Annotated in this window: 20 protein-coding genes; 9 read left to right on the forward strand and 11 right to left on the reverse strand. The window is 65.7% G+C overall.

Features of this window, described 5'->3' with window-relative positions; translation table 11 throughout:
• Window positions 1–235: 235 nt before the first annotated feature.
• Window positions 236–421, forward strand: coding sequence for a DUF1127 domain-containing protein (locus tag DT069_RS12890; RefSeq protein ID WP_119460772.1), 186 nt, complete (start codon window positions 236–238; stop codon window positions 419–421).
• 15 nt (window positions 422–436) lie between these two features.
• Window positions 437–937 (forward strand): DinB family protein, encoded by a 501-nt coding sequence (locus DT069_RS12895; RefSeq protein ID WP_119460700.1) that lies wholly within the window; start codon window positions 437–439, stop codon window positions 935–937.
• A gap of 31 nt (window positions 938–968) precedes the next feature.
• Here the strand turns inward: DT069_RS12895 and DT069_RS12900 are convergent, their stop codons facing one another.
• From DT069_RS12900 to DT069_RS12925, 6 genes are all read right to left on the reverse strand, one after another.
• Window positions 969–2,084 carry a histidine kinase dimerization/phosphoacceptor domain -containing protein gene (locus DT069_RS12900; RefSeq protein WP_425450200.1) on the reverse strand — a complete coding sequence of 372 codons (1,116 nt, stop codon included), beginning with the start codon at window positions 2,082–2,084 and terminating at the stop codon, window positions 969–971.
• The gene (locus DT069_RS12905; protein ID WP_119460701.1) at window positions 2,081–2,527 is read right to left on the reverse strand and encodes a response regulator; all 447 of its coding nucleotides are present in this window, start codon (window positions 2,525–2,527) and stop codon (window positions 2,081–2,083) included. Before DT069_RS12905 ends, DT069_RS12900 begins: the two co-directional genes overlap by 4 nt.
• Before the next feature lie 13 nt (window positions 2,528–2,540).
• Window positions 2,541–4,574 (reverse strand): CHASE domain-containing protein, encoded by a 2,034-nt coding sequence (locus DT069_RS12910; protein ID WP_119460702.1) that lies wholly within the window; start codon window positions 4,572–4,574, stop codon window positions 2,541–2,543.
• 173 nt (window positions 4,575–4,747) lie between these two features.
• Window positions 4,748–5,344, reverse strand: a complete 597-nt coding sequence (locus tag DT069_RS12915) for a class I SAM-dependent methyltransferase (protein WP_119460703.1) — start codon at window positions 5,342–5,344, stop codon at window positions 4,748–4,750.
• A 376-nt stretch (window positions 5,345–5,720) separates the two neighbouring features.
• Entirely contained in the window at window positions 5,721–6,719 is a 999-nt protein-coding gene (locus DT069_RS12920) for an NADPH:quinone oxidoreductase family protein (RefSeq protein WP_119460704.1), read from the reverse strand.
• 12 nt (window positions 6,720–6,731) lie between these two features.
• A complete protein-coding gene (locus DT069_RS12925; protein WP_425450201.1) occupies window positions 6,732–7,784 on the reverse strand; it encodes an asparaginase in 1,053 nt (350 codons plus the stop codon).
• Window positions 7,785–7,911: 127 nt separating this feature from the next.
• Between DT069_RS12925 and DT069_RS12930 the strand changes: the two genes are divergently transcribed.
• Entirely contained in the window at window positions 7,912–8,466 is a 555-nt protein-coding gene (locus tag DT069_RS12930; RefSeq protein ID WP_119460706.1) for an RNA methyltransferase, read from the forward strand.
• Between the two features lie 30 nt (window positions 8,467–8,496).
• Here DT069_RS12930 and DT069_RS12935 read toward each other — a convergent pair whose 3' ends face one another.
• Window positions 8,497–9,183: a ChrR family anti-sigma-E factor gene (locus DT069_RS12935; RefSeq protein WP_119460707.1), complete on the reverse strand. Its 687-nt coding sequence runs from the start codon at window positions 9,181–9,183 to the stop codon at window positions 8,497–8,499.
• Complete coding sequence (locus tag DT069_RS12940) at window positions 9,184–9,792, reverse strand: sigma-70 family RNA polymerase sigma factor (protein ID WP_425450202.1); 609 nt, start codon at window positions 9,790–9,792, stop codon at window positions 9,184–9,186. It abuts the gene before it with no gap.
• Between the two features lie 304 nt (window positions 9,793–10,096).
• Here DT069_RS12940 and DT069_RS12945 point away from each other — a divergent pair, with 304 nt between their 5' ends.
• Together DT069_RS12945 and rlmN are read left to right on the forward strand one after the other, a co-directional pair.
• Window positions 10,097–10,615, forward strand: a complete 519-nt coding sequence (locus DT069_RS12945; RefSeq protein WP_162913173.1) for an invasion associated locus B family protein — start codon at window positions 10,097–10,099, stop codon at window positions 10,613–10,615.
• A gap of 51 nt (window positions 10,616–10,666) precedes the next feature.
• A complete protein-coding gene (rlmN, locus tag DT069_RS12950; RefSeq protein ID WP_119460710.1) occupies window positions 10,667–11,803 on the forward strand; it encodes a dual-specificity RNA methyltransferase RlmN in 1,137 nt (378 codons plus the stop codon).
• A 182-nt stretch (window positions 11,804–11,985) separates the two neighbouring features.
• Here rlmN and DT069_RS12955 read toward each other — a convergent pair whose 3' ends face one another.
• Entirely contained in the window at window positions 11,986–13,305 is a 1,320-nt protein-coding gene (locus tag DT069_RS12955; RefSeq protein ID WP_425450203.1) for an MFS transporter, read from the reverse strand.
• A gap of 102 nt (window positions 13,306–13,407) precedes the next feature.
• Between DT069_RS12955 and DT069_RS12960 the strand changes: the two genes are divergently transcribed.
• From DT069_RS12960 to DT069_RS12970, 3 genes are all read left to right on the forward strand, one after another.
• Window positions 13,408–13,866 carry a winged helix-turn-helix transcriptional regulator gene (locus DT069_RS12960; RefSeq protein WP_119460711.1) on the forward strand — a complete coding sequence of 153 codons (459 nt, stop codon included), beginning with the start codon at window positions 13,408–13,410 and terminating at the stop codon, window positions 13,864–13,866.
• 252 nt (window positions 13,867–14,118) lie between these two features.
• Window positions 14,119–14,751, forward strand: coding sequence for a hypothetical protein (locus tag DT069_RS12965; protein ID WP_119460712.1), 633 nt, complete (start codon window positions 14,119–14,121; stop codon window positions 14,749–14,751).
• Window positions 14,752–14,853: 102 nt separating this feature from the next.
• Complete coding sequence (locus DT069_RS12970; protein WP_119460713.1) at window positions 14,854–16,065, forward strand: argininosuccinate synthase; 1,212 nt, start codon at window positions 14,854–14,856, stop codon at window positions 16,063–16,065.
• On the opposite strand, the gene DT069_RS12975 is transcribed toward DT069_RS12970, so the two are convergent.
• The gene (locus tag DT069_RS12975) at window positions 16,062–17,396 is read right to left on the reverse strand and encodes an OmpP1/FadL family transporter (RefSeq protein ID WP_162913174.1); all 1,335 of its coding nucleotides are present in this window, start codon (window positions 17,394–17,396) and stop codon (window positions 16,062–16,064) included. The genes DT069_RS12970 and DT069_RS12975 overlap by 4 nt on opposite strands.
• Window positions 17,397–17,673: 277 nt before the next feature.
• Between DT069_RS12975 and DT069_RS12980 the strand changes: the two genes are divergently transcribed.
• Window positions 17,674–18,009 (forward strand): DUF4406 domain-containing protein, encoded by a 336-nt coding sequence (locus tag DT069_RS12980; RefSeq protein WP_119460715.1) that lies wholly within the window; start codon window positions 17,674–17,676, stop codon window positions 18,007–18,009.
• 16 nt (window positions 18,010–18,025) lie between these two features.
• On the opposite strand, the gene DT069_RS12985 is transcribed toward DT069_RS12980, so the two are convergent.
• A complete protein-coding gene (locus tag DT069_RS12985) occupies window positions 18,026–18,718 on the reverse strand; it encodes an NnrU family protein (protein WP_119460716.1) in 693 nt (230 codons plus the stop codon).
• Window positions 18,719–18,722: the final 4 nt, after the last annotated feature.

Here is an 18,722-nt window from a genome sequence, read left to right on the forward strand (position 1 = left end):
GCGTCAATTTATCTAACCGATCCTATGAGAAAGGATCGTTTGTCGGCAACAACAAGAACAGTCATTTTGTCACTCAAGAGAAGTATCACTCCGGCCAATCCGGTGAATTGCCGTCAGGAAACGACTCTTGCCTGTGAGGAAAATGACGATGACTCAGTGTGTGAAGACATCCTCGAGCGACGTTTGCGGATCGATGCCGCGGAGTCTCTCTGCCGAGCGGCCGGTCCGTGGTTTCATGCCCGCTCTGGTGGCGGCCGTCGATGCCGGCCTCGAACGGGTCGTCGATACCCTGTTCGCATGGCAGCAGCGTCGGGCCGACCGCCTTCGCCTGCAGAGCATGGACGACTACATGCTGCAGGATATCGGGCTGAGTCGGGCCGATATCGAGGCGGAGGTGTCTAAGCCGTTCTGGCGCCCCTAGGGCGGTCCCGACCAGATGGAGCGCAGCTATTTTCAGCGTCTCGCGCGCTATAACGCCTGGGCGAACCGCAGGCTCTACGATGCCTGCGGTCGCCTGACGCGCGCGGACTATGTCGCGCAGCGCGCGGCGTTCTTCGGCTCGATCCACAAGACGCTGAACCACCTTCTCGTGGCCGACCGCATCTGGCTCGGGCGCTTCATGGGAAAGTCCGCCGGCATCGATGCTCTCGACCAGATTCTCTTCGATGATTTCGATGCGCTTAGAGCGGCTCGGATCGAGGAGGACGAGCGGATTCTGACGCTCGTGAGCGGCTACAGCGACAGTGCGCTGCAAGGCGTGCTCGCCTACCGGAATGTCGCCGGCGAGGCGAAGACGACGCCCCTCGTCTGGGCGCTCGCTCATTTCTTCAACCACCAGACTCACCATCGCGGGCAAGCCCACGCGATGCTCTCGGGGACGCCGGTGCCCCCACCGCCCCTGGATCTCCTGTATTTTCTGCCCGAGGATGCTGTCTGAGGACGCCGGTTAAACGACTCGTCGCCTTTCTTCAGAGGGGAAGCGACTCGGTTTCGGGATCGACGCACTTTGCCGTGGTGCCGCTCGGCGCCGCTTCGGCGAAGGTCATCGTGAAGCGCGTTCCCGGGTGGGTCGGATCCAGTTCGACCTTGCTGTCCAGGCTTGCCGCCATCCCATCGACGATCTGCCGGCCAATGCCGGTTCCGAGGGCAGCCGTTTCCGAAGCCGCCTGACCCACCCCGTCATCCTCGACGACGAGCGACAGCAAGCGGAAATCCAGTCGGCGGATATGCACGCGGATCGGTCCGGCGCCGTTGGGATAGGCATATTTGAAGGCATTCGTGATCAACTCGGTGACGATCACGCCGACCGCGATGGCGCGGTCCGGCACCAGCCGCACATCGTCGGCGGACAGGACCAACTGGTCGCCCTTTCCGTCGGAGGTCCGCCGCAGGTCCGCGATCAGCGACTCGAGATACTGGTCCATTTCGACGAACCGCACGTCGTCGGAAGTGTACAGCCGTTGATGGACCTGGCTCACCGCGAACACGCGCTCGCTCGCCTGTAGCAAGGCCTGTTTGGCGTCCGGGTCCTTGGTCACCGACGTCTGCAGGCGGATCAGCGAGGCGATGAGCTGAAGGCTATTGGCCACGCGATGATTGACCTCGCGTAGCAGGACCGCCTGCTTCGTCGCGAGCGCTTCGAGCCGCTCCTTGGCCCGGCGGACCTCCTGTTCCGCCTCCTCCTTGGCGCGGCGCAGCCGAAGCTGCTGCATGGCAGCCTCGATGGCGTTGCGCAGCAGGTCGAGGAACTGGCCCTGCACGTCCTTGATGACGAAGTCCTCGGCTCCGGCCTTCAGCGCTGCGACGGCAATCTTCAGATCCTCGCTTCCCGTGACATAGATGATGGGCGGGCAGTCCGGCAGGCTCTTGAGCGCCGCCAACGTCGTGAGGCCGTCCTGTTCGGGCATGAAGTGGTCCAGGCCGATGACGTCGAAGCCGCCCGCCGCCGCCTTCGCCGTGCCGTCTCGCCCATTGTGAGCGACGTCGACGCTGACGCCGTGACGGGCGAGACCCTTCGCGACGAGGCGGGCGATGCCGGGATCGTCGTCGATATAAAGGACGCGGGGCGCCGCCGGCAGATTCACTCGGCGTCTCCCGGAATCTCGGGCACCTGTATCACCGAGAAGAACAGGCCGAGCTGGCGGATCGCGTTGGCGAACCCCTCATAATCGACCGGCTTGGTGATGTAGACGTTGCAGCCGAGATCGTAGCACCGCTCGATCTCCGCCTGATCGTCGGTGGTCGTCAGAACGACGACGGGAATGAGCCGCGTATGCTCGTTCGTCTTGATCGCCTTCAGGATGTCGACGCCGCTCATATCGGGCAGATTGAGATCGAGCAGCAACAGGCACGCCTTGTTCGCGCTGGGCAGGCCGCTGCGGTCGGGACCGAGCATGTGGTCCAGCGCGGCGCCGCCGGTGGTGAACGGCAGGATCCGATTGTTGACGCCGGCGCGTCGGATGTTCTTCTCGATCAGCCGGGCGTGGCCGGGATCGTCTTCGACCATGATGATGGTGACGGGCTGCATGCTTCAACTCATGTCAAGTTGCGTTACGGGCTGCAAATGCATTCCTCGGCAAGGTTATCGCGAAGATCGAGCCTCTGCCGAGTTCGGACTCGCAGGTGATCGTGCCGCCCAACCGGCGGACCAGGGTCCGGACATGGGGCAGGCCGATACCCTCGCCGGGGCGGTCCTGCGCACCGGCCCGGCGGAAGAGGTCGAAGATCCGCTCGTGATCCTTCGGATCGATCCCGCGGCCGTTGTCCTTGATCTCGTACCGTAAGGTCGCCGGTTGCTCGCTCCCTCTGACGAGAATTCGGCCAGGGCGTCGATCATCCAGATATTTGACGGCATTCTCCAGGAGATTGGTGAAGACCTGCTCGATTGCGAGTCGGTCGCTGACCAGGGATGGCATCGCGCCGATCTCGATCTCGGCGCCGCGTTCCTGAAGCTGGTGCTGTAAGGTATCGGCGATCGAGGCGACCAGCTCTTCCATGTCCAGCCGCTCGGGCGCGAACTTCCGGCGGCCCTCCCGGGACAGCTTCAGGATCGCCGAGATCAGGCGGTCCATCTTCGCCGTGGACGCCTTGATGAAGCCCAGCGCCTCGGCGAACTCCTCGTCGATGGACGGCTGGCCGCCGCTTGGACCGTCGCCTCCGTTGGGGCCGCCATTGGAGCTTGCCGGAACCGGCTCCTGCGCGGCGAGCCGCTCGGCGACCGCCGCCCGTACCGCCTCGAGCTCGCTGGTGAAGCCCATGATGTTGACGAGCGGTGCTCGAAGGTCGTGCGAGATGACATAGGCGAAGCGCTGAATCTCCTCGTTCGCGTCGCGCAGCTCGCCGGTTCGCGCCGCGACGATCAATTCGAGATTCTCGTTGACGGCCCGGAGATCCGCCTGCGTCTGTTCGAGCGCATGGGTTCGCTCCTTTACGCGCTGCTCCAGGGTGTCGTTGATTTGGTGCAACGCGTCCTTCGCCAGTTCCGCCGTCCGGGCGGCGCGCGCCTGCAACCACGTGGCGCCGGCCAGCAGAACGGTCACGAGCGCACCGCCGGCGAAGAAGAATGGCACCATCCCTCTGCTGGACCTGAGCTCGAACTCGGGACGAGTGGCGAAGAAGATGGTCCAGCGGCGCCCGGCCACCTCGACGGGAAGCATTCCGGTGAATCGTGGCGCATCGGCTCCCGCTCCGGCAGGGCGATCGGAATCCGAGCGATAGAGAAGGTTCTCCGGCGCGATGTCGCCGTCATAGACCTGAAACCGGAGCTCGGGATTGCGCTCTTCGGTAAAAATGGCGTCGAACAGATCGTGGGCCCGGAACGGGCTGTAGACGAAACCGAGCAGCGTCGCGCGTCGCTCGGCCACCTCGTCCGGGACTTTCCCCGTCTCATAGACCGGGAGATAGATCAGGAAGCCAGGCTGCTTGCGATCGTCGATCTCCTGCACCAACTCGACCCTCCCGGAGGCGCTGGGCAGGCCGCTGTCGCGGGCGCGCTCCATCGCGGCCCGCCGTACCGGATCGGTGAACATGTCATAGCCGATGGCCGATTGATTGCGCCGGTCGAGCGGCTCGAGATAGAGGATCGCGTGATATTCGGATCGCGGATCGTGCGGCCAGATCTCGAAGCCGGCGATGCCCTGCCGCTGCATGGCGGCGGTGAGTTCATCCCGCCGGTCCGCCGGAACGCGCCGGGAGAAGCCGATTCCCTGGACCCCGGGATAGCGCTCCAGAAGCTGCAGCCGGTCCACATAGGTCGCAAAGCCGTTTCGGTCGACATCGTCGCTTGCGGTGAAGAGCCCCGCTGCGCCGCGCAGCACCGCCACATAGGTTTCCAGGCGATCCTGAATGCCGTCCAGCTTTCGCTCGATGCCATGCTGAAACCGCTCCCGGTCCTCGGCCTCGGCGACGCGCCAGAGCTGCATCGCGACCGCGAGCGAGAACAGAAGACCGATCAGCAGGACGAACGTCGGAACCACGATGTGGCGCAACCCCATCGCGGTGCGAAGTGCCGACGCGAAGCCGCGGGAAAAGCCGCCGGGGAAGCCGCCATGTGGGGGGCTCTGTTCCAGTCGCATGATCTCCGTGACGGGCGCATCGAACCGGCCCGCACCGAGATCCGGACCTACGAGGCTCGTAAAGTAATGGTCTCGGCGCCAAGGCGCTACGAGGCTTGCCCGGAGATGGCCAGACGAGACGGTGACCCGTCAGGCCCGCCTTCTTCAGGCCAGCTTTCTCAGGCCAGCTCTCTTCAGGCCGGGTGCCCCGCCGAGGCCATGTCGAACGTTCCGTGCCGGTGATACAGCCAGACGCTGGCGGGCGGCAGATTGTTGAGAACCCGCCCTTTGACCTGGCCGGTCAGCCCCAGCTCACGCCGCGACAGTGGCGAGAACAGCCCGTAGGTGAACTGGATGAACGGCGCTTCCGGCTCGAGCAGGGCGAAGCTCTGCTCGACGATGGCACGCCGGACGGACTTCCGCATCGACAGGATCGGCAGGCTGGACACCACGGCGCTTGCCCGGTCGATGCCATGCGGGCGCAGCGTCTCCACGAGAGTCGCGGCATCGCCAAGTACGACCGTAACGTCCGAATAGCGGTCGCGAAGCAGCCCGTGGAGGGTGGGGTCCCGCTCAACTACGATCAGGCGGTCGGCACTAACGCCGGCCCCGAGGAGCGCGCGGGTGACCACACCGGTGCCGCCTCCGAGTTCGACTACAGGACCTGTCGCCTCCGGCGGAACCAGCCGCGCCATCGCTTCCGCCAATTGGCGGCTGCTCGGCGTTATCGCGCCGATCTTCAGTGGGTCCTTCAGCCAAAGCTTGAACAGCAGATTCGATTGGCTCCGCATCTGTCTGGAATCGCCTTTCAGAGGTTCGTGTTGAGGAAAATCCTGTTGGAAGGTCCGATGTCTCTATCCTTCACTTCCGCTTCGGCGACGGCGGTCGTTTGGCGGAACCGCTCTCGTTCGTGGTTAATTAGCAACCTCCGCTGTGGAAAACCAGCCTTCCGTTACTGGCGCCCCGTTTCCCGGGCGGCGCTGGCAGGTCGCTAAGGTCCTGACTCCACGATGTTTCGGCGTCCGGCTCCTGGATGTGTTAGCTCGCGGGCGTCAATCTAGCGCCCCATCACTAACGCTTGGTGTCCAAGCCGGGCGTCGCCACATTAGGAGGCGTCTGGCTTCGCGATCCAGTGACCAACGCGTGGCGGCGAGTGGGTGGGGCCTCTTAGGCGCTCCCAGCCGCGCCGCCGGTCGTCAGCACCACTTTGCCGGTGGATCGGCGATCGCGCAGGAGCGCCAGGGCGCGGCCAGCTTCCGCCAAATCGAGCCGGTACGACAGATGCGGCTTGAGCCGGCCCTCGCGATACCAGACGAACATCTCGTCGAATGCCGCCGCCAGCCTGTCGGGCTGGTGCTTGCGATAGGACCCCCAATAGAGGCCGAACACCGCAAGATTCTTCACCAGCAGGATGTTGGCCGGAATCTGCGGCACAGTGCCGCTGGCGAAGCCGACGGTCACGAGCCGCGCATTCCAGTTCGTGCAGCGCAGCGAGGCGTCGAACGGCTCTCCGCCGACCGGGTCGAAGACCACGTCCGCGCCGCTGCCGTCGCAGATCTCCTTGACCCGGGCGCGGATGTTCTCCGCGCGATAGTCGATCAGATGGTCGGCGCCATGCGCCGCCGCGACGGCCAGCTTCTCGGCCCCGCCGGCCGTCGCGATCACCGTCGCGCCGAGCGCCTTGCCGATCTCTACCGCGGTCAGGCCGACGCCGCCCGCCGCGCCATGCACCAGCAGGATCTCGCCCGGGCGCAGATCGGCGCGCCAGCGTAGCGCCGCATGCGAGGTGCCGTAGGCGATGGCGAAGCCGGCGGCGGTGGCGAAATCCATCTCCGCCGGAATGCCGAAGACGTCCGATTCACGGGCCAGCGCCTGCTCGGCGAAGCCGCCATGATCGAGCAGCGCGACGACCCGGTCGCCGGGGCGGACTTTCGTAACGCCCGGGCCGCAGTCGCTCACCAGCCCGGCCGCCTCCAAGCCGGGGCTGAAGGGTAGGTGCGGCTTTTCCTGATACTGCCCGGCGACCATCAGGATGTCGGCGAAGTTCACGCCGGCCGCCCGCACGTCGATCCGCACCTCTCCCGGTCCGGGCGCGGGCGGGGCCGGATGTTCGGCTAGGACGAGATCTTCCGGCTTGCCCCAGGCCTCACAGAGAATGGCGCGCATCGCTGCGTCTCCTCAGCCGCTGCAGATCGGGCAGCCGGCGGAGGGCCGGATGCGCCCCGTCTCGAGGCCGACCCGGTTCCGGACCGGCGGCGCCAACTGCTCCGCGAGGGCACGTTCCTGGTCGGCGGAGAGCAGCTTCAGATGCCGCAGGACACAACCCATCGCGACCTCGGCCGCGCGGCCGGCGCCGTCGTCAACCTTAAGGGCCACCCCAAGGCCAAGCGTCGGCAGCGCCGCCGCGTAAACGCCCTCGGCCCCGGTCTTGAGCGCGACCGCCGCCCCGGTGACCTCCATCACGGCGGTACAGAACCGGCCGGTGCCCGCGACCATGAAGGGCTCTGCCGCCATCGCCGCCAGGATCCGCCGCGCAGCCGCAGCCCGGGCGGGCGGCAGGCGGTCCGGATCGGCCAGCCGGGCCATCGCCATCGCGGTATTGCCGAGTGGAATTCCGATGACGGGAATGCCGCAGCCGTCGATCCCGCGCGGCGCGTCGCCGAGATCGAGCCCGGCCATCTGCTCCAGAAGCCCCAGGATCCGCTGCTGCACCGAATGCTCGTACCGGATATAGCCCTGCGTCGGCTCACCGAGATGGCGCGCCGTCGTCAGGAACCCGGCATGCTTGCCCGAGCAGTTGTTGTAGGCGGCGGTCGGCGCCGTCCCGGCGCGGATCAGCGCCTCGGCCGACGCTGTGTGATAGGGCAGGTGACTGCCGCATTCGAGGTCCGCGACGCTGCAGCCGATTCGCGGCAGCCAGGCGGTAACGGCCTCGACATGGCGCGGCTCGCCGCTGTGCGAGGCGCAAGCCAGGGCGATTTCGGCCGGTCCGAGCCCGAAGGCATCCGCCGCGCCGCTTTCGACCAGCGGTAGCGCCTGCAGCGGCTTGATCGCCGATCGGCCATAGACCGGCCGCTCGATATCGCCCCAGGATGCCACGACTGTCCCCCCGGCATCGACAACGGCCACGGCCGCCCGATGCCGGCTCTCCACCATGCCACCGCGCGTGACCTCGACGACTAGCGGGTTCGCGGTCGGCTGGCCTTCGATGCTCGAGACCGAGGTCTTCATGTGTTGGTGCGGCATTGCGGAGTGATGATTCCGGCTCGGTTGCGAAATCCGTCAGGCAGGCAAACACCTTGCCTCAGCCATGGGCCTGGTACAAGGTCTTGCCAAGTCTCACAAAAGCGGAGCAGCGATGCGCGGCTATTTCGGCATCGGCGTGGAAGGCGTCAGCAAGCCGATGAATCTAGGGGCGCTGCTGCGGACCGGGCACGCCTTCGGCGCCAGCTTCGCCTTCACCATCGCCGCGACGTTCGATGCGCGCGCAACGGCAAATGCCGATACCTCGGACGCGATCGTCAATCTTCCGTTCCATACCTTCCCTGACGTGGAGTCCCTGTCGCTGCCGGCCGGCTGCCGTCTCGTCGGCCTCGAGCTGGTACCCGACGCCTTCGAGCTGCCGAGCTTTCGCCATCCGCGGCAGGCTGCCTATGTGCTCGGCGCCGAGCGCGGCAGCCTGTCGCCCGCGCTGATCGAGCGCTGCGATTTTCTGATCCGCATCCCGACCCGGTTCTGCGTCAATCTCGGCGTCGCCGGTGCGCTCGCCATGTATGACCGGATGCTCAGCCTCGGCCGTTTCGCCGAACGCCCGGTCCGGGCCGGCGGGCCGGTCGCGACGCCAACCCCGACCGCCCACCGTCATGGCGAGCCGATCTGGAAGAAGAAGCAGCGCCGCCGGCTGAGGGGCTGACCCAAAGGGGGGGGTGACCAGGGGGACTGATCAGAACGCCTTCAGGCGGTTGACGATGGTGCCGAGGATACCGGTCAGCTTGACCGGCCCGTCGGCGACCACGAGGCAGAGGCAGTCCTCGTCCGCGTCGATGACTTGGCGATGCGTGACGGACGGGTCGGAGACCCGGACATCGCCGCGCCGACAGCGGCCGTATTCGTCGGAGAACCCGCCGGCCAGGACCAGGACGGCCTCTGTTGCCGTATGGCCATGCCGTGGCAGCGCCAGCCCCGCCCGGATCCGCATCAAGCGGGTTCGCGTCGGCGGCCGGCCAAGCCGCAGATCGGCCATGTGCAGCCCGGGCATGACCCACTGCCAGGGGAGAGATCGCAAGTCGCCGCCGATGACGTCGCGCAACGGCTGCGGCAGAACCGGATCATCCGGCGCCGGATGATCGCGCGCCGGCCCCGATTCCACCTCTGCGCGCGCTTCCGCATCCGCCGCCATGCCCGCTTCGTTATCCAGCCGCGGCAGGACCGTCTGCAAGCAGTCCGGGGCGATCTCCACCGGCGGCAGGTTCGCCAGCAGAATGCCGCCGAGCGTCTCGTAATCGAGGCTGCGACGTTGGCAGCCCGGGCAGAGCGCGAGGTGCGTTGCGATCAGCAGCGCCATCGGCTCGCTCAGCGACCCGGCCGCATAGGCCATCAGGCTCTCCTCGCTCGGGTGGTGCGCAGCCATTCAGACGATGTCCTCGAGCGTTCGCCGCAGCCGCCCGAGCGCAAGCCGCAGCCGCGACTTCACCGTGCCGAGCGGGAGCCGGGTCTTCGCCGCGATCATGCTGTGGGTCTCATCGTCGAAATACGCCATCTTGATCAGTTCGGCCTGCTCGGCCGGCAATTGCTCCAGGGCGCGCCGCATGCGGCGCTCGGTTTCGGCGCCCGCCACGCGCGCCTCCGCCGATACGGGCGGATCACCGGACAAAGCCGGGTCGGCCGGGTCCGGCGTCGGCCGTTTCTCGCGGCGGAGCGCGTCGATGCGCTTGTTTCGGGCGATCGTGAAGATCCAGGTTCCGACACTGGCCTGCCTCGGGTCGAAACTGTCGGCCCGCCGCCACACCATGATCATCGCTTCCTGCATCAGCTCCTCTGCCAGCGCCGCGTCGACTCCCAGGCGCATCAGATAGGATTTGACGCGGGGGGCGAAAAACCGGAACAGCTCCGCGAATGCGGTGCGGTCGCGGGTCAGGGCCACCGCTCGCAGGAGGTCGTCAAACCTCGATCCGGCGGGGGGCACCCCGGACTCACGCTCGGAATCACGGTTGCGCTCCATGGCCTTATCTAAGGCCATGGCCGCTCCGGCCACAAGCCGGACCGCGCCATCCTGGTCGCCCCTCGGTCGCCCCCTCGGTCGCTACCGGCCCTTTCAGGAACCAAGGCTCTTGCAACGGGACGGCCTGTTCCATTAAAGCCTGTTACGCGGCCGGGGCGATCTCGGATCACCCGGATCGGATGACTTGGCGGGGGTCCCTGGGCGGGGACCCTTGGGCGGAAACTTTGGCGCATATCGCAGAATGTCGACCGTTCGGCGCGAAACGCCTCATCGGCTGCTCGGCAAACTGCAGCGGTTCTCACAACACGGTAGTTTGGCTCGCATGAAACTCTCGCCTCTGATCCTTTCCTTTGCGCTCTGTCTCGGCGTAGTGGGACCGGCCTTCGGCGCTCCACAGCCCAAGTCGATCGGGCAGTTCGACGATTGGGCGGCGGTGACCTTCGAGGAGGAAGGCAATCTGGTTTGCTACATCACCAGCGAACCGCTCGACATGAAGGGCGACTACACGCAGCGCGGTCGCGTCTATGCGCTGGTGACGCACCGCCCGGCCAACCAGTCGCTCAATGTCGTCACCTTCATCGCCGGTTACACCTACGACGATGGCAGCGAGGTGACCGCTGAGATCGACGATCAGGAATTCACGCTCTTCACCCAGGATGACGGCGCCTGGGCGGTGGACGGTGACACCGACAAAAAGCTGGTCGACGCGATGAGAAAAGGTCGGGAGATGGTGGTTCAGGGTGTGTCCTCACGCGGGACCGAGACGACGGACACCTACTCGCTGATGGGCTTCTCGAAGGCGTATGGCGCGATCAACGAGGCTTGCGACGTCGCGTCGTGATCGCCATCTGGAGCCGGTCAAGCCGGAAGAATCGGGAATGAGCAGCCCCCAATGAGCAGCCTTGGGCACGCACAACAGTTTGAACCAGGAGCCGCGACGGCGGACCGCCGCCTCAATTTGGTGGGCCTCAGCCGGGACGAGCTGACGGCGGAGCTTGCGTCGATCGGCGCTCCGCCGTTCCGCGCGCGCCAGCTCTGGCATTGGATTTACCATCGCGGCGTCACCGATTTCGCCGCCATGAGCTCGCTGGCGAAGGATTTTCGCGCCCGTCTCGCCGAGCGCTATGTCATTCAGCGCCCGGCCGTCAACCGGGCGCTGCAGTCGGTGGACGGCACCCGCAAATGGCTGCTGGCGTTCCCGGACGGGCAGGAGGTCGAGGCGGTCCATATCCCGGAGTCGGATCGCGGCACCCTTTGCGTCTCGTCTCAGGTCGGCTGCACGCTGACCTGCCGGTTCTGCCATACCGGCACCCAGCGGCTCGTGCGCAACCTGTCCGCCGCCGAGATCGTCGGCCAGGTGATGCTGGCGCGGGACGCGCTCGGCGAATGGCCCTCGCCCCAGGACGGCCGGCTGCTGTCCAACATCGTGATGATGGGCATGGGCGAGCCGCTTTATAACTACGACAACGTCGCCAAGGCGCTCAAGATCGTCATGGATGGCGAGGGCATCTCCATCTCGAAGCGGCGGATCACGCTCTCGACTGCGGGCGTGGTGCCGATGATCCGGCGCTGTGGCGCGGAGCTGAACGTGAATCTCGCGATATCGCTCCACGCCGTGACAGACGAGATCCGCGACGAGATCGTGCCGATCAACCGCAAATATCCGATCGCGGAGCTGCTCGACGCCTGCCGCAGCTATCCCGGCCTGAACAACGCCCGGCGCATCACCTTCGAATATGTCATGCTGCGCGATGTGAACGATTCGCCGGCCGATGCGCGTGCGCTCGTGCGGCTGCTGAAGGGCATTCCCGCCAAGGTCAATCTGATCCCCTTCAATCCCTGGCCTGGCTCACCCTTCGAGTGCTCGACCGACGAGGTCATCGCCCAGTTCAGCCAGATCGTCTTCGATGCCGGCTATGCCTCGCCCGTGCGCACGCCGCGCGGCCAGGACATCATGGCGGCCTGCGGCCAGCTGAAGTCCGAGAGCGTTCGCCTGCGCGCGAGCCAGCGCGCCGCCGCCCACGGATAACGGGAGAGGCGGGCCGCGCCGAGATCGAAGGCACGGGCGTTCGTTCTCCCGCAAGCGTCTCTAGAGCAAGATGACATGAGGTCGGCTCGACCTCATGTCTGAATCTTGCTCTGGAATCCAAGGATAGAGCGGGATGACGACAGGTGCGATCTTCAAGTGATCGTACCTGTCGTCATCCCGCTCTAGGCGCTGCAGATCGCCCTGGTCGCTGTTGCAGGTGTCGCGCGCAAGGTCACCGCCCAGAAGGCGAGCGTCAGTGCGCCGATACCGGCGCCGAGCAGGCAGACTCCGTTCCAGCCCGCATGGGCATAGACCATTGTCGAGGACGAGGAGCCAATGGCGCTGCCGATGGAGTAAAAAATCATGTAAGCGGCGGTCAGGCGGCTCTGCGCCTCGGGCTTGACGCGGTAGATCATACCCTGATTGGTGACGTGCACCGCCTGCAATCCGAAATCGATGACGAGAACCCCGACAATCAGCCAGAAAATCGATTGCGGCAACAGCGAAATCGGCAACCAGGCGAAAAGCATGAGCGCGAGCGCGACGCCGGTGGTGCGTTGGCCCAATCCCCGGTCGACCCATCGCCCCGCCCTTGCGGCGCCGAGCGCGCCCGCAGCGCCTGCAAGACCGAAGAGGCCGATCGCGGTGTGCGACAGTGAAAACGGCGGTGCGCTCAGCGGCAATACCAGCGGTGTCAGAAGCGTTGTTATGTTGGCGAATATCAGCATGGCAATCACCGCCCGGATGCGAAGCACCGGTTCTTCTGCGAAGAGGGTGGCGAGCGAGCCGATCAGGCGCGGATAGGAAATCCGCTCTTCTCGATTCTCTTGTGGCGGCAGAACCTTATGGAGAAGCGCGGCGATGATGATCGTCAGGCCGGCTGAGACGAGGTAGACCGTGCGCCAGCCCGAAAGGTCGGCGAGCATCCCGGAGACGGTGCGAGCAAGCAGGATGCCGAGGACGATGCCACTCGTCACCACACCGACGACCTGCCCCCGCTCGGCTGGCCGCGCCAGGCTTGCGGCATAAGCGACAAAGGTCTGCGTCACGACCGCGAACAAGCCCATCGCGGCCATCGACGCCAGCAGCATCACTCCGGTCGACGAGAAGCCGACCGCGATAAGCGCAAGAACCGAGAGAAGCGACTGTATGACCACGAGCTTGCGCCGATCGGCGAGGTCGCCAATCGGTACCAGCAGGATCAGCCCCAGCCCATAGCCCACCTGCGTCACCGCGACGATCAGGCCCACCGTCGCTCGCGGAAGGCGGAGATCGTCCGCCATCAGATCGAGCAGCGGATGGGCAAAATAGGCATTGGCGACGGCGAGCCCGCTCGCCACCGCGAAGAGCAGGGTAATCGGGCGAGAGAGCCGCGACGCGACTCCTTCGCCGTCACCATCGGCAACCCGATCCTCCCCCTGGCCCTCTTGGGAGCACGCGCCGGTGCCGGTGGTGCCGATGGAAGCCGTTTCGCATCCCGATTGCATGGCAAACCCCCGCATTGAATTGGTTTCATTATGAAACCATTTGATCGGTAGCAGATCGGGTTTTATAATGCAACCAAAATTACATCGCGATCCGTTCCAGAGGGTGTGAAGGGACTCATGGTCAAGCGAAGAAGCCTCAAAGGGGATTACTGCCCGAGCGCCAGATCGCTGGACGTAATCGGCGACTGGTGGTCGCTGTTGATCGTCCGCGATGCGTTCGACGGGTTGACGCGGTTCAGCGAGTTCCAGAAGAGCCTCGGCATAGCCAAAAACATTCTTTCCGAGCGGTTACGTACGCTGATCGCGCGCGGCATTCTGAAGGCTGTCCCGGCCGCCAACGGCGGTGCGCATCAGGAGTATCACCTGACCGAAAAGGGGCGCGATCTCTTCCCCGTGATGGTGGCCCTCAGGCAATGGGGCGAGCAGTATCTGTTCGAGCCGGGCGAGAAGCATTCGAGGCTGGTCGACCGCGATACCGGCCAGGCGGTACGGCTCGATGTCCGCACAGAGGATGGACGGCTTATCGGACCGGACCGAGCCGTCATCCTGAAAGTGGCCGACCCGGAACAGCCTTGATCGAGGCCCGCGGAAGAATGGCGAGCGGCCACCGTTGCTTGGGGACCGGATATTCCCGATGACAGCCATCCTTGCGCGGCACTGATCGACAGTTTCCCGCGAGCAAGTGCAGCACGTTCCGGCCTAATCCACGCCGCGAACGGTTTCTGGGAATGGTTTCTGGGCCGAGGAGCCTTGGTTCGATCCGGCGACCTATCTACGTGATGTTCGATGAATGGCGGCACGCGGACGCGTCGGGATCGGGGCCGAGGGGTGCGCCGATGGGCGCGCCTCGTCGCGCCGGTCTTGGTGCTCGCGGCGGCCGGTGCGTTCGCGCGCGAGGCGGACGTCTCCGGCTGGGGCGAGACGCGCTGGGGCATGACCAATGCCGATCTCGACGCGCAGTTCGGGGAGCGCCTGAGGACCATCGATCCGCCGCTGGTCTATCACGAGGCAACGGTCGGCCGGTCCCTGCCCGAGACCGAGGTTGGCGGGTTTTCCTACCGGGCGCTGTTCCAGATGGACGCGCAAGGCCAACTCCAGCAGGTTCTGCTCGAACGACGCAACGCCCAAGCCACCCCTGCGGCCTTCCAGGCCGCGGTGGATGAGCTCCGCAACCGGCATGGCCAGCCTGACCGTGTCTGCGATACGCCACGGACCGGCGCGGAGAGCTCGCCAATCGAGCGGGAACGGCTGTGGGTCCTGCCGACCACGACGATCCATCTCTCCTTCCTCGATTACCGCGGCGGCATCCTTTATCGCGACCCGCAGCAGGACATCGATCCCCTCGTTTCGGAACTGGAGTCGCGGCTCTATGCCCGCCGCAGCCTGCCGCGCCGGCTGCTGATCCGCTATCACCCGACCGACCGCGCTGATCTCATGGGCGAGGGCTGCGTCGCACCCTGAGCCGCCGAGAGTGTCGCAGGGCTACGGACTTGCGGCGAAAGGGCGTTTGCCTATACTCCGCGCCGGTTTCATCCGCTTCTTCTTCACGTGAAAGGGCCTGTCATGTCTCGCGGCGTCAACAAGGTCGTGCTCGCCTATTCCGGCGGCCTCGACACATCGGTCATCCTGAAATGGCTGCAGGAGACCTATGGCTGCGAGGTCGTGACCTTCACCGCCGATCTCGGCCAGGGCGGGGAGCTGGAGCCGGCGCGGCGGAAGGCCGAGATGCTCGGCATCAAGGAAATCTATGTCGAGGATCTGCGCGAAACCTTCGTCCGCGACTACGTCTTTCCGATGTTCCGCGCCAACGCCCTTTATGAAGGTGTCTATCTGCTCGGCACCTCGATCGCCCGGCCGCTGATCGCCAAGCGCCAGATCGAGATTGCAGCCGAGACCGGCGCCGACGCGGTCTCGCACGGCGCCACCGGCAAGGGTAACGATCAAGTCCGCTTCGAGCTCGGCTATTACGCGCTCAACCCCGACATCAAGGTGATCGCTCCCTGGCGCGAATGGGACCTCAATTCGCGCAGCAAGCTGATCGACTTCGCCGAGAAGCACCAGATTCCGATCGCCAAGGACAAGCGTGGCGAGGCGCCGTTCTCGGTCGACGCGAACCTGCTGCACATCTCGGCCGAGGGGAAGGCGCTCGAGGACCCCTGGGTCGAGCCGGAGGAGCATGTCTACAGCCGCAGCGTCGCGCCCGAGGCGGCGCCCGACCGCCCGACCTATGTTGAGATCGAGTTCGCGCGCGGCGATGCCGTCGCGATCGACGGCGAGCGGCTCTCGCCGGCGGCGCTGCTCACCCGGTTGAACAGCCTCGGCGGCGAGAACGGCATCGGCCGGCTCGACCTTGTCGAGAACCGCTTCGTCGGCATGAAGTCGCGCGGCGTCTATGAGACGCCCGGCGGCACGATCCTCCACGCCGCCCACCGTGCGATCGAGAGCCTGACGCTCGACCGCGGCGCCAGCCACCTGAAGGACGAGCTGATGCCGCGCTATGCCGAGCTGGTCTATAACGGCTTCTGGTTCTCGCCGGAGCGCGAGATGCTGCAGGCCCTGATCGACAAGAGCCAGGAGCATGTCGCCGGCACGGTGCGGCTCAAGCTCTATAAGGGTTCGGTCGCCGTCGTCGGCCGCAAATCGCCGAACTCGCTCTACAGCCTCGCCCACGTCACCTTCGAGGAGGACCAGGTCTACGACCAGCGCGACGCCGAAGGCTTCATCAAGCTGAACGCGCTGCGCCTACGGCTCCTGAAGCGGGGGCGGCAATCCTAAAACTTGACCGAAACCTGCAGCGCGAAAAGGTCGGCATCGAGGTCGTAGTCGCCGACGAGCCGGCCGGCGTTCGGGTTGGTGATGTCGACGGACACGTCCTCCGAGAAGCTGTGCATGTAGCCGGCATCGACGGTGATGCGGTCGGAAACGCGATAGCCTGCGCCGACCGCGACCAGGACGCGGTCGCCGACGACGAGCCGCGGCCGCTGGAATTCGTCCGGGATCGGCGTCTCGTCATAGGCGATGCCGGCGCGGAAGACCCAGTCCTCCGTCGGCGCGAAGCGCGCGCCCGCCGAGACCCGGAACGAGTCGTTCCATTCCTGGGGCTCGACGATGGCCGGCTGGAGCGGATTGTCGAACTGAACGGCCAACTGCTCGAACCGGCTCCAGCGGGTCCAGGTCACGTCCGCGAGGAGCGCCCATCTTGGGGTGACGTCGTAATAGGCGCTGAGCGAAACCGACTCGGGCAAGGTGACCTCCGTGCGCCCGCCGGTATCGTTGAAGAGGCCGGCTGCCTGCAGCGGACTCGCCGCCGCGGGAACGTCGAAATCGGCGTCCACCTCGACGTCGTGATGGACCCGCGACCGATAGGCGAGGCCGACTCGAAGACGGTCGGACGGCTGGTAGAGCAGCCCCAGATTGTACCCCACCGCCCAATTGTCGCCGGTCAGCTCCGCGCGACCGTCCACGGCCTGGGGAAAGCCGAGCAGCGAGCCGAAATCGACGGCGTTGGTGAGTTCCGCATCGAGATACTGGAAATTTACCCCGCCGCCGAGCGAGAGGGTCTCGCTGAGGCGGACCGCAAGCGCGGGATTGACGTTGATCGTCTTCAGGTCGGACTCGATCGTGTGGTATCGACCGATCCAGTCCGGATCATAGTCGGACCCGAGGCCGAAGGGCACCGTCACCGCGAGGCCGAGCTTCAGCCCGTCGAGAGGACTCGTCGACAGATAGAAGGTCGGAATGAAGCTCTCCGTACCGGCGTCGCCGCCGTTCCCACCGGCAAGCGGCGCTCCGCCGAGGCTGGAGCCTTCATTCTCGAATTTGGCCGACGGCGCGATATAGACGCCGGAGAGCACGCCCTGCGTGTCGGGCAGGCGAATCATTCCGGCCGGGTTGTGATGGACCGTCGTCGCATCGGCCGCGATCGCTGCCTGTCCCGCCTGCGCCGTGCCCAAGGTTAGGGCGTTCTGGTCCTCGACTGCGAAGCCGCTTCCCCTCGCCGGCGCTGCAAGGCATAGGGGCACCAAGCCCAGACCCAGCATGGCCGCAAAACGTCTCGAGGCGGGCGATGACGCCCGATAATCCGAATAGGTTTTGATATCCGACACTGCTGAAAGACCTCCCCTTCGTCCGTTCGAGGGCGCCAGCCGGACACAAATCGACCCCATCTCGGCTTCCTTTCGGATGTAGCCGCTGGGCCGTCGTCCGTTCTCGCGATGGCCGTTCCTGGTAGGCTCTGTCAGCTTAGGTGCAGGGGCGGGTTCTGAGAAGTGTTTTTGTTAACCTTTATTAACCGAGAGGGGCGAGCTTGATCGGGGGTGGCCCGTACGATTGATTCTCGGCATGTGCCGGTCTTGAGCCGCGGTTTCTATTGAGGAGATCAGGATGTGGATCATGATAGCCGGCTCCTACACGGCCGGGGGCGCCGATGCGGCGCGCCGAGCCGCGAACCTGCGGGCGATGAACGAAGCGGCCGTGACGCTCTTCCGCGCTGGGCATGTTCCGATCATCGGCGTCAATCTGGCGCTTCCCCTGATTGAAGCGGCGGATGGCAAAAGCTTCGATGAAATGATGATGCCGATGTCGCTGGCGGTCGCGGAACGATGCGATGCCTGCTTGCGAATCAGTGGGCCATCGAAGGGCGCCGACGAGGAGGTTCAGCGATTTCGGAGCCGAAATCTGCCCATCTATTTCCGTCCGGAGGACGTGCCTTCGCCCTGATCATTCCTCCCGGAAGCTACACCGGCAGGGCCGGTACGCCGATGACCACCGGATGCAGCGCCAGCAGGGCGGCATAGAGGCCGATCGCGGCTGCCAGGCGGGTCCAGCCCATCTCGGCGGGGTGAAACCGGGCGCGGCCGGCGAGGATGGCGGCGAAGGGGATGTTCGAGGTGACGGCCGCGAACCGGGCCCAGTCGGCCCCCCAGCTTCGGCGCTTCTTGCTGTCGATGACGACAGTTCCGGCCAGCGCCAGCACCGCCAGCGCGCCGAACAGGATCGCCGAGGCGGCATCGCCGTTGCTCGCCAGATGGACGAGCGCCCACAGGCCGATCGCCCACATCACCGGGTGCCGGGTGATCGCGAGAATGCCGGGCGCCGGCCGCTCGCCCGCGGCCTTCTCCTGCATCACGGCCGTTGGGTTCCGCTGCGAATAGCCACCGACGAGGAGCAGCAGGGCCAGCGGCATCACCAGGATGGCCAACCAGGCAGTTCCCTCCGGTGGTGACCAAAGCGGGACGACGGGCGCGTCCCCGTAACTCCAGATCAGCCAGATGAAGAGCACGAGGGCGAGGGCCGAATAGAGCCCCAGAAAGCCGCGTTCGCCCAGGGCTCCGGCCAGGCGCCCGCGAATTGGAGCGCTCGACAGCAGAAAATGGCTGCCGACGAGCAATAGAGCGGCGACGCTCAGCTCGACCAGACCACCGCCCATCGTC

The organism is Virgifigura deserti, from assembly GCA_003576685.1.
GTDB lineage: Bacteria > Pseudomonadota > Alphaproteobacteria > Dongiales > Dongiaceae > Virgifigura > Virgifigura deserti.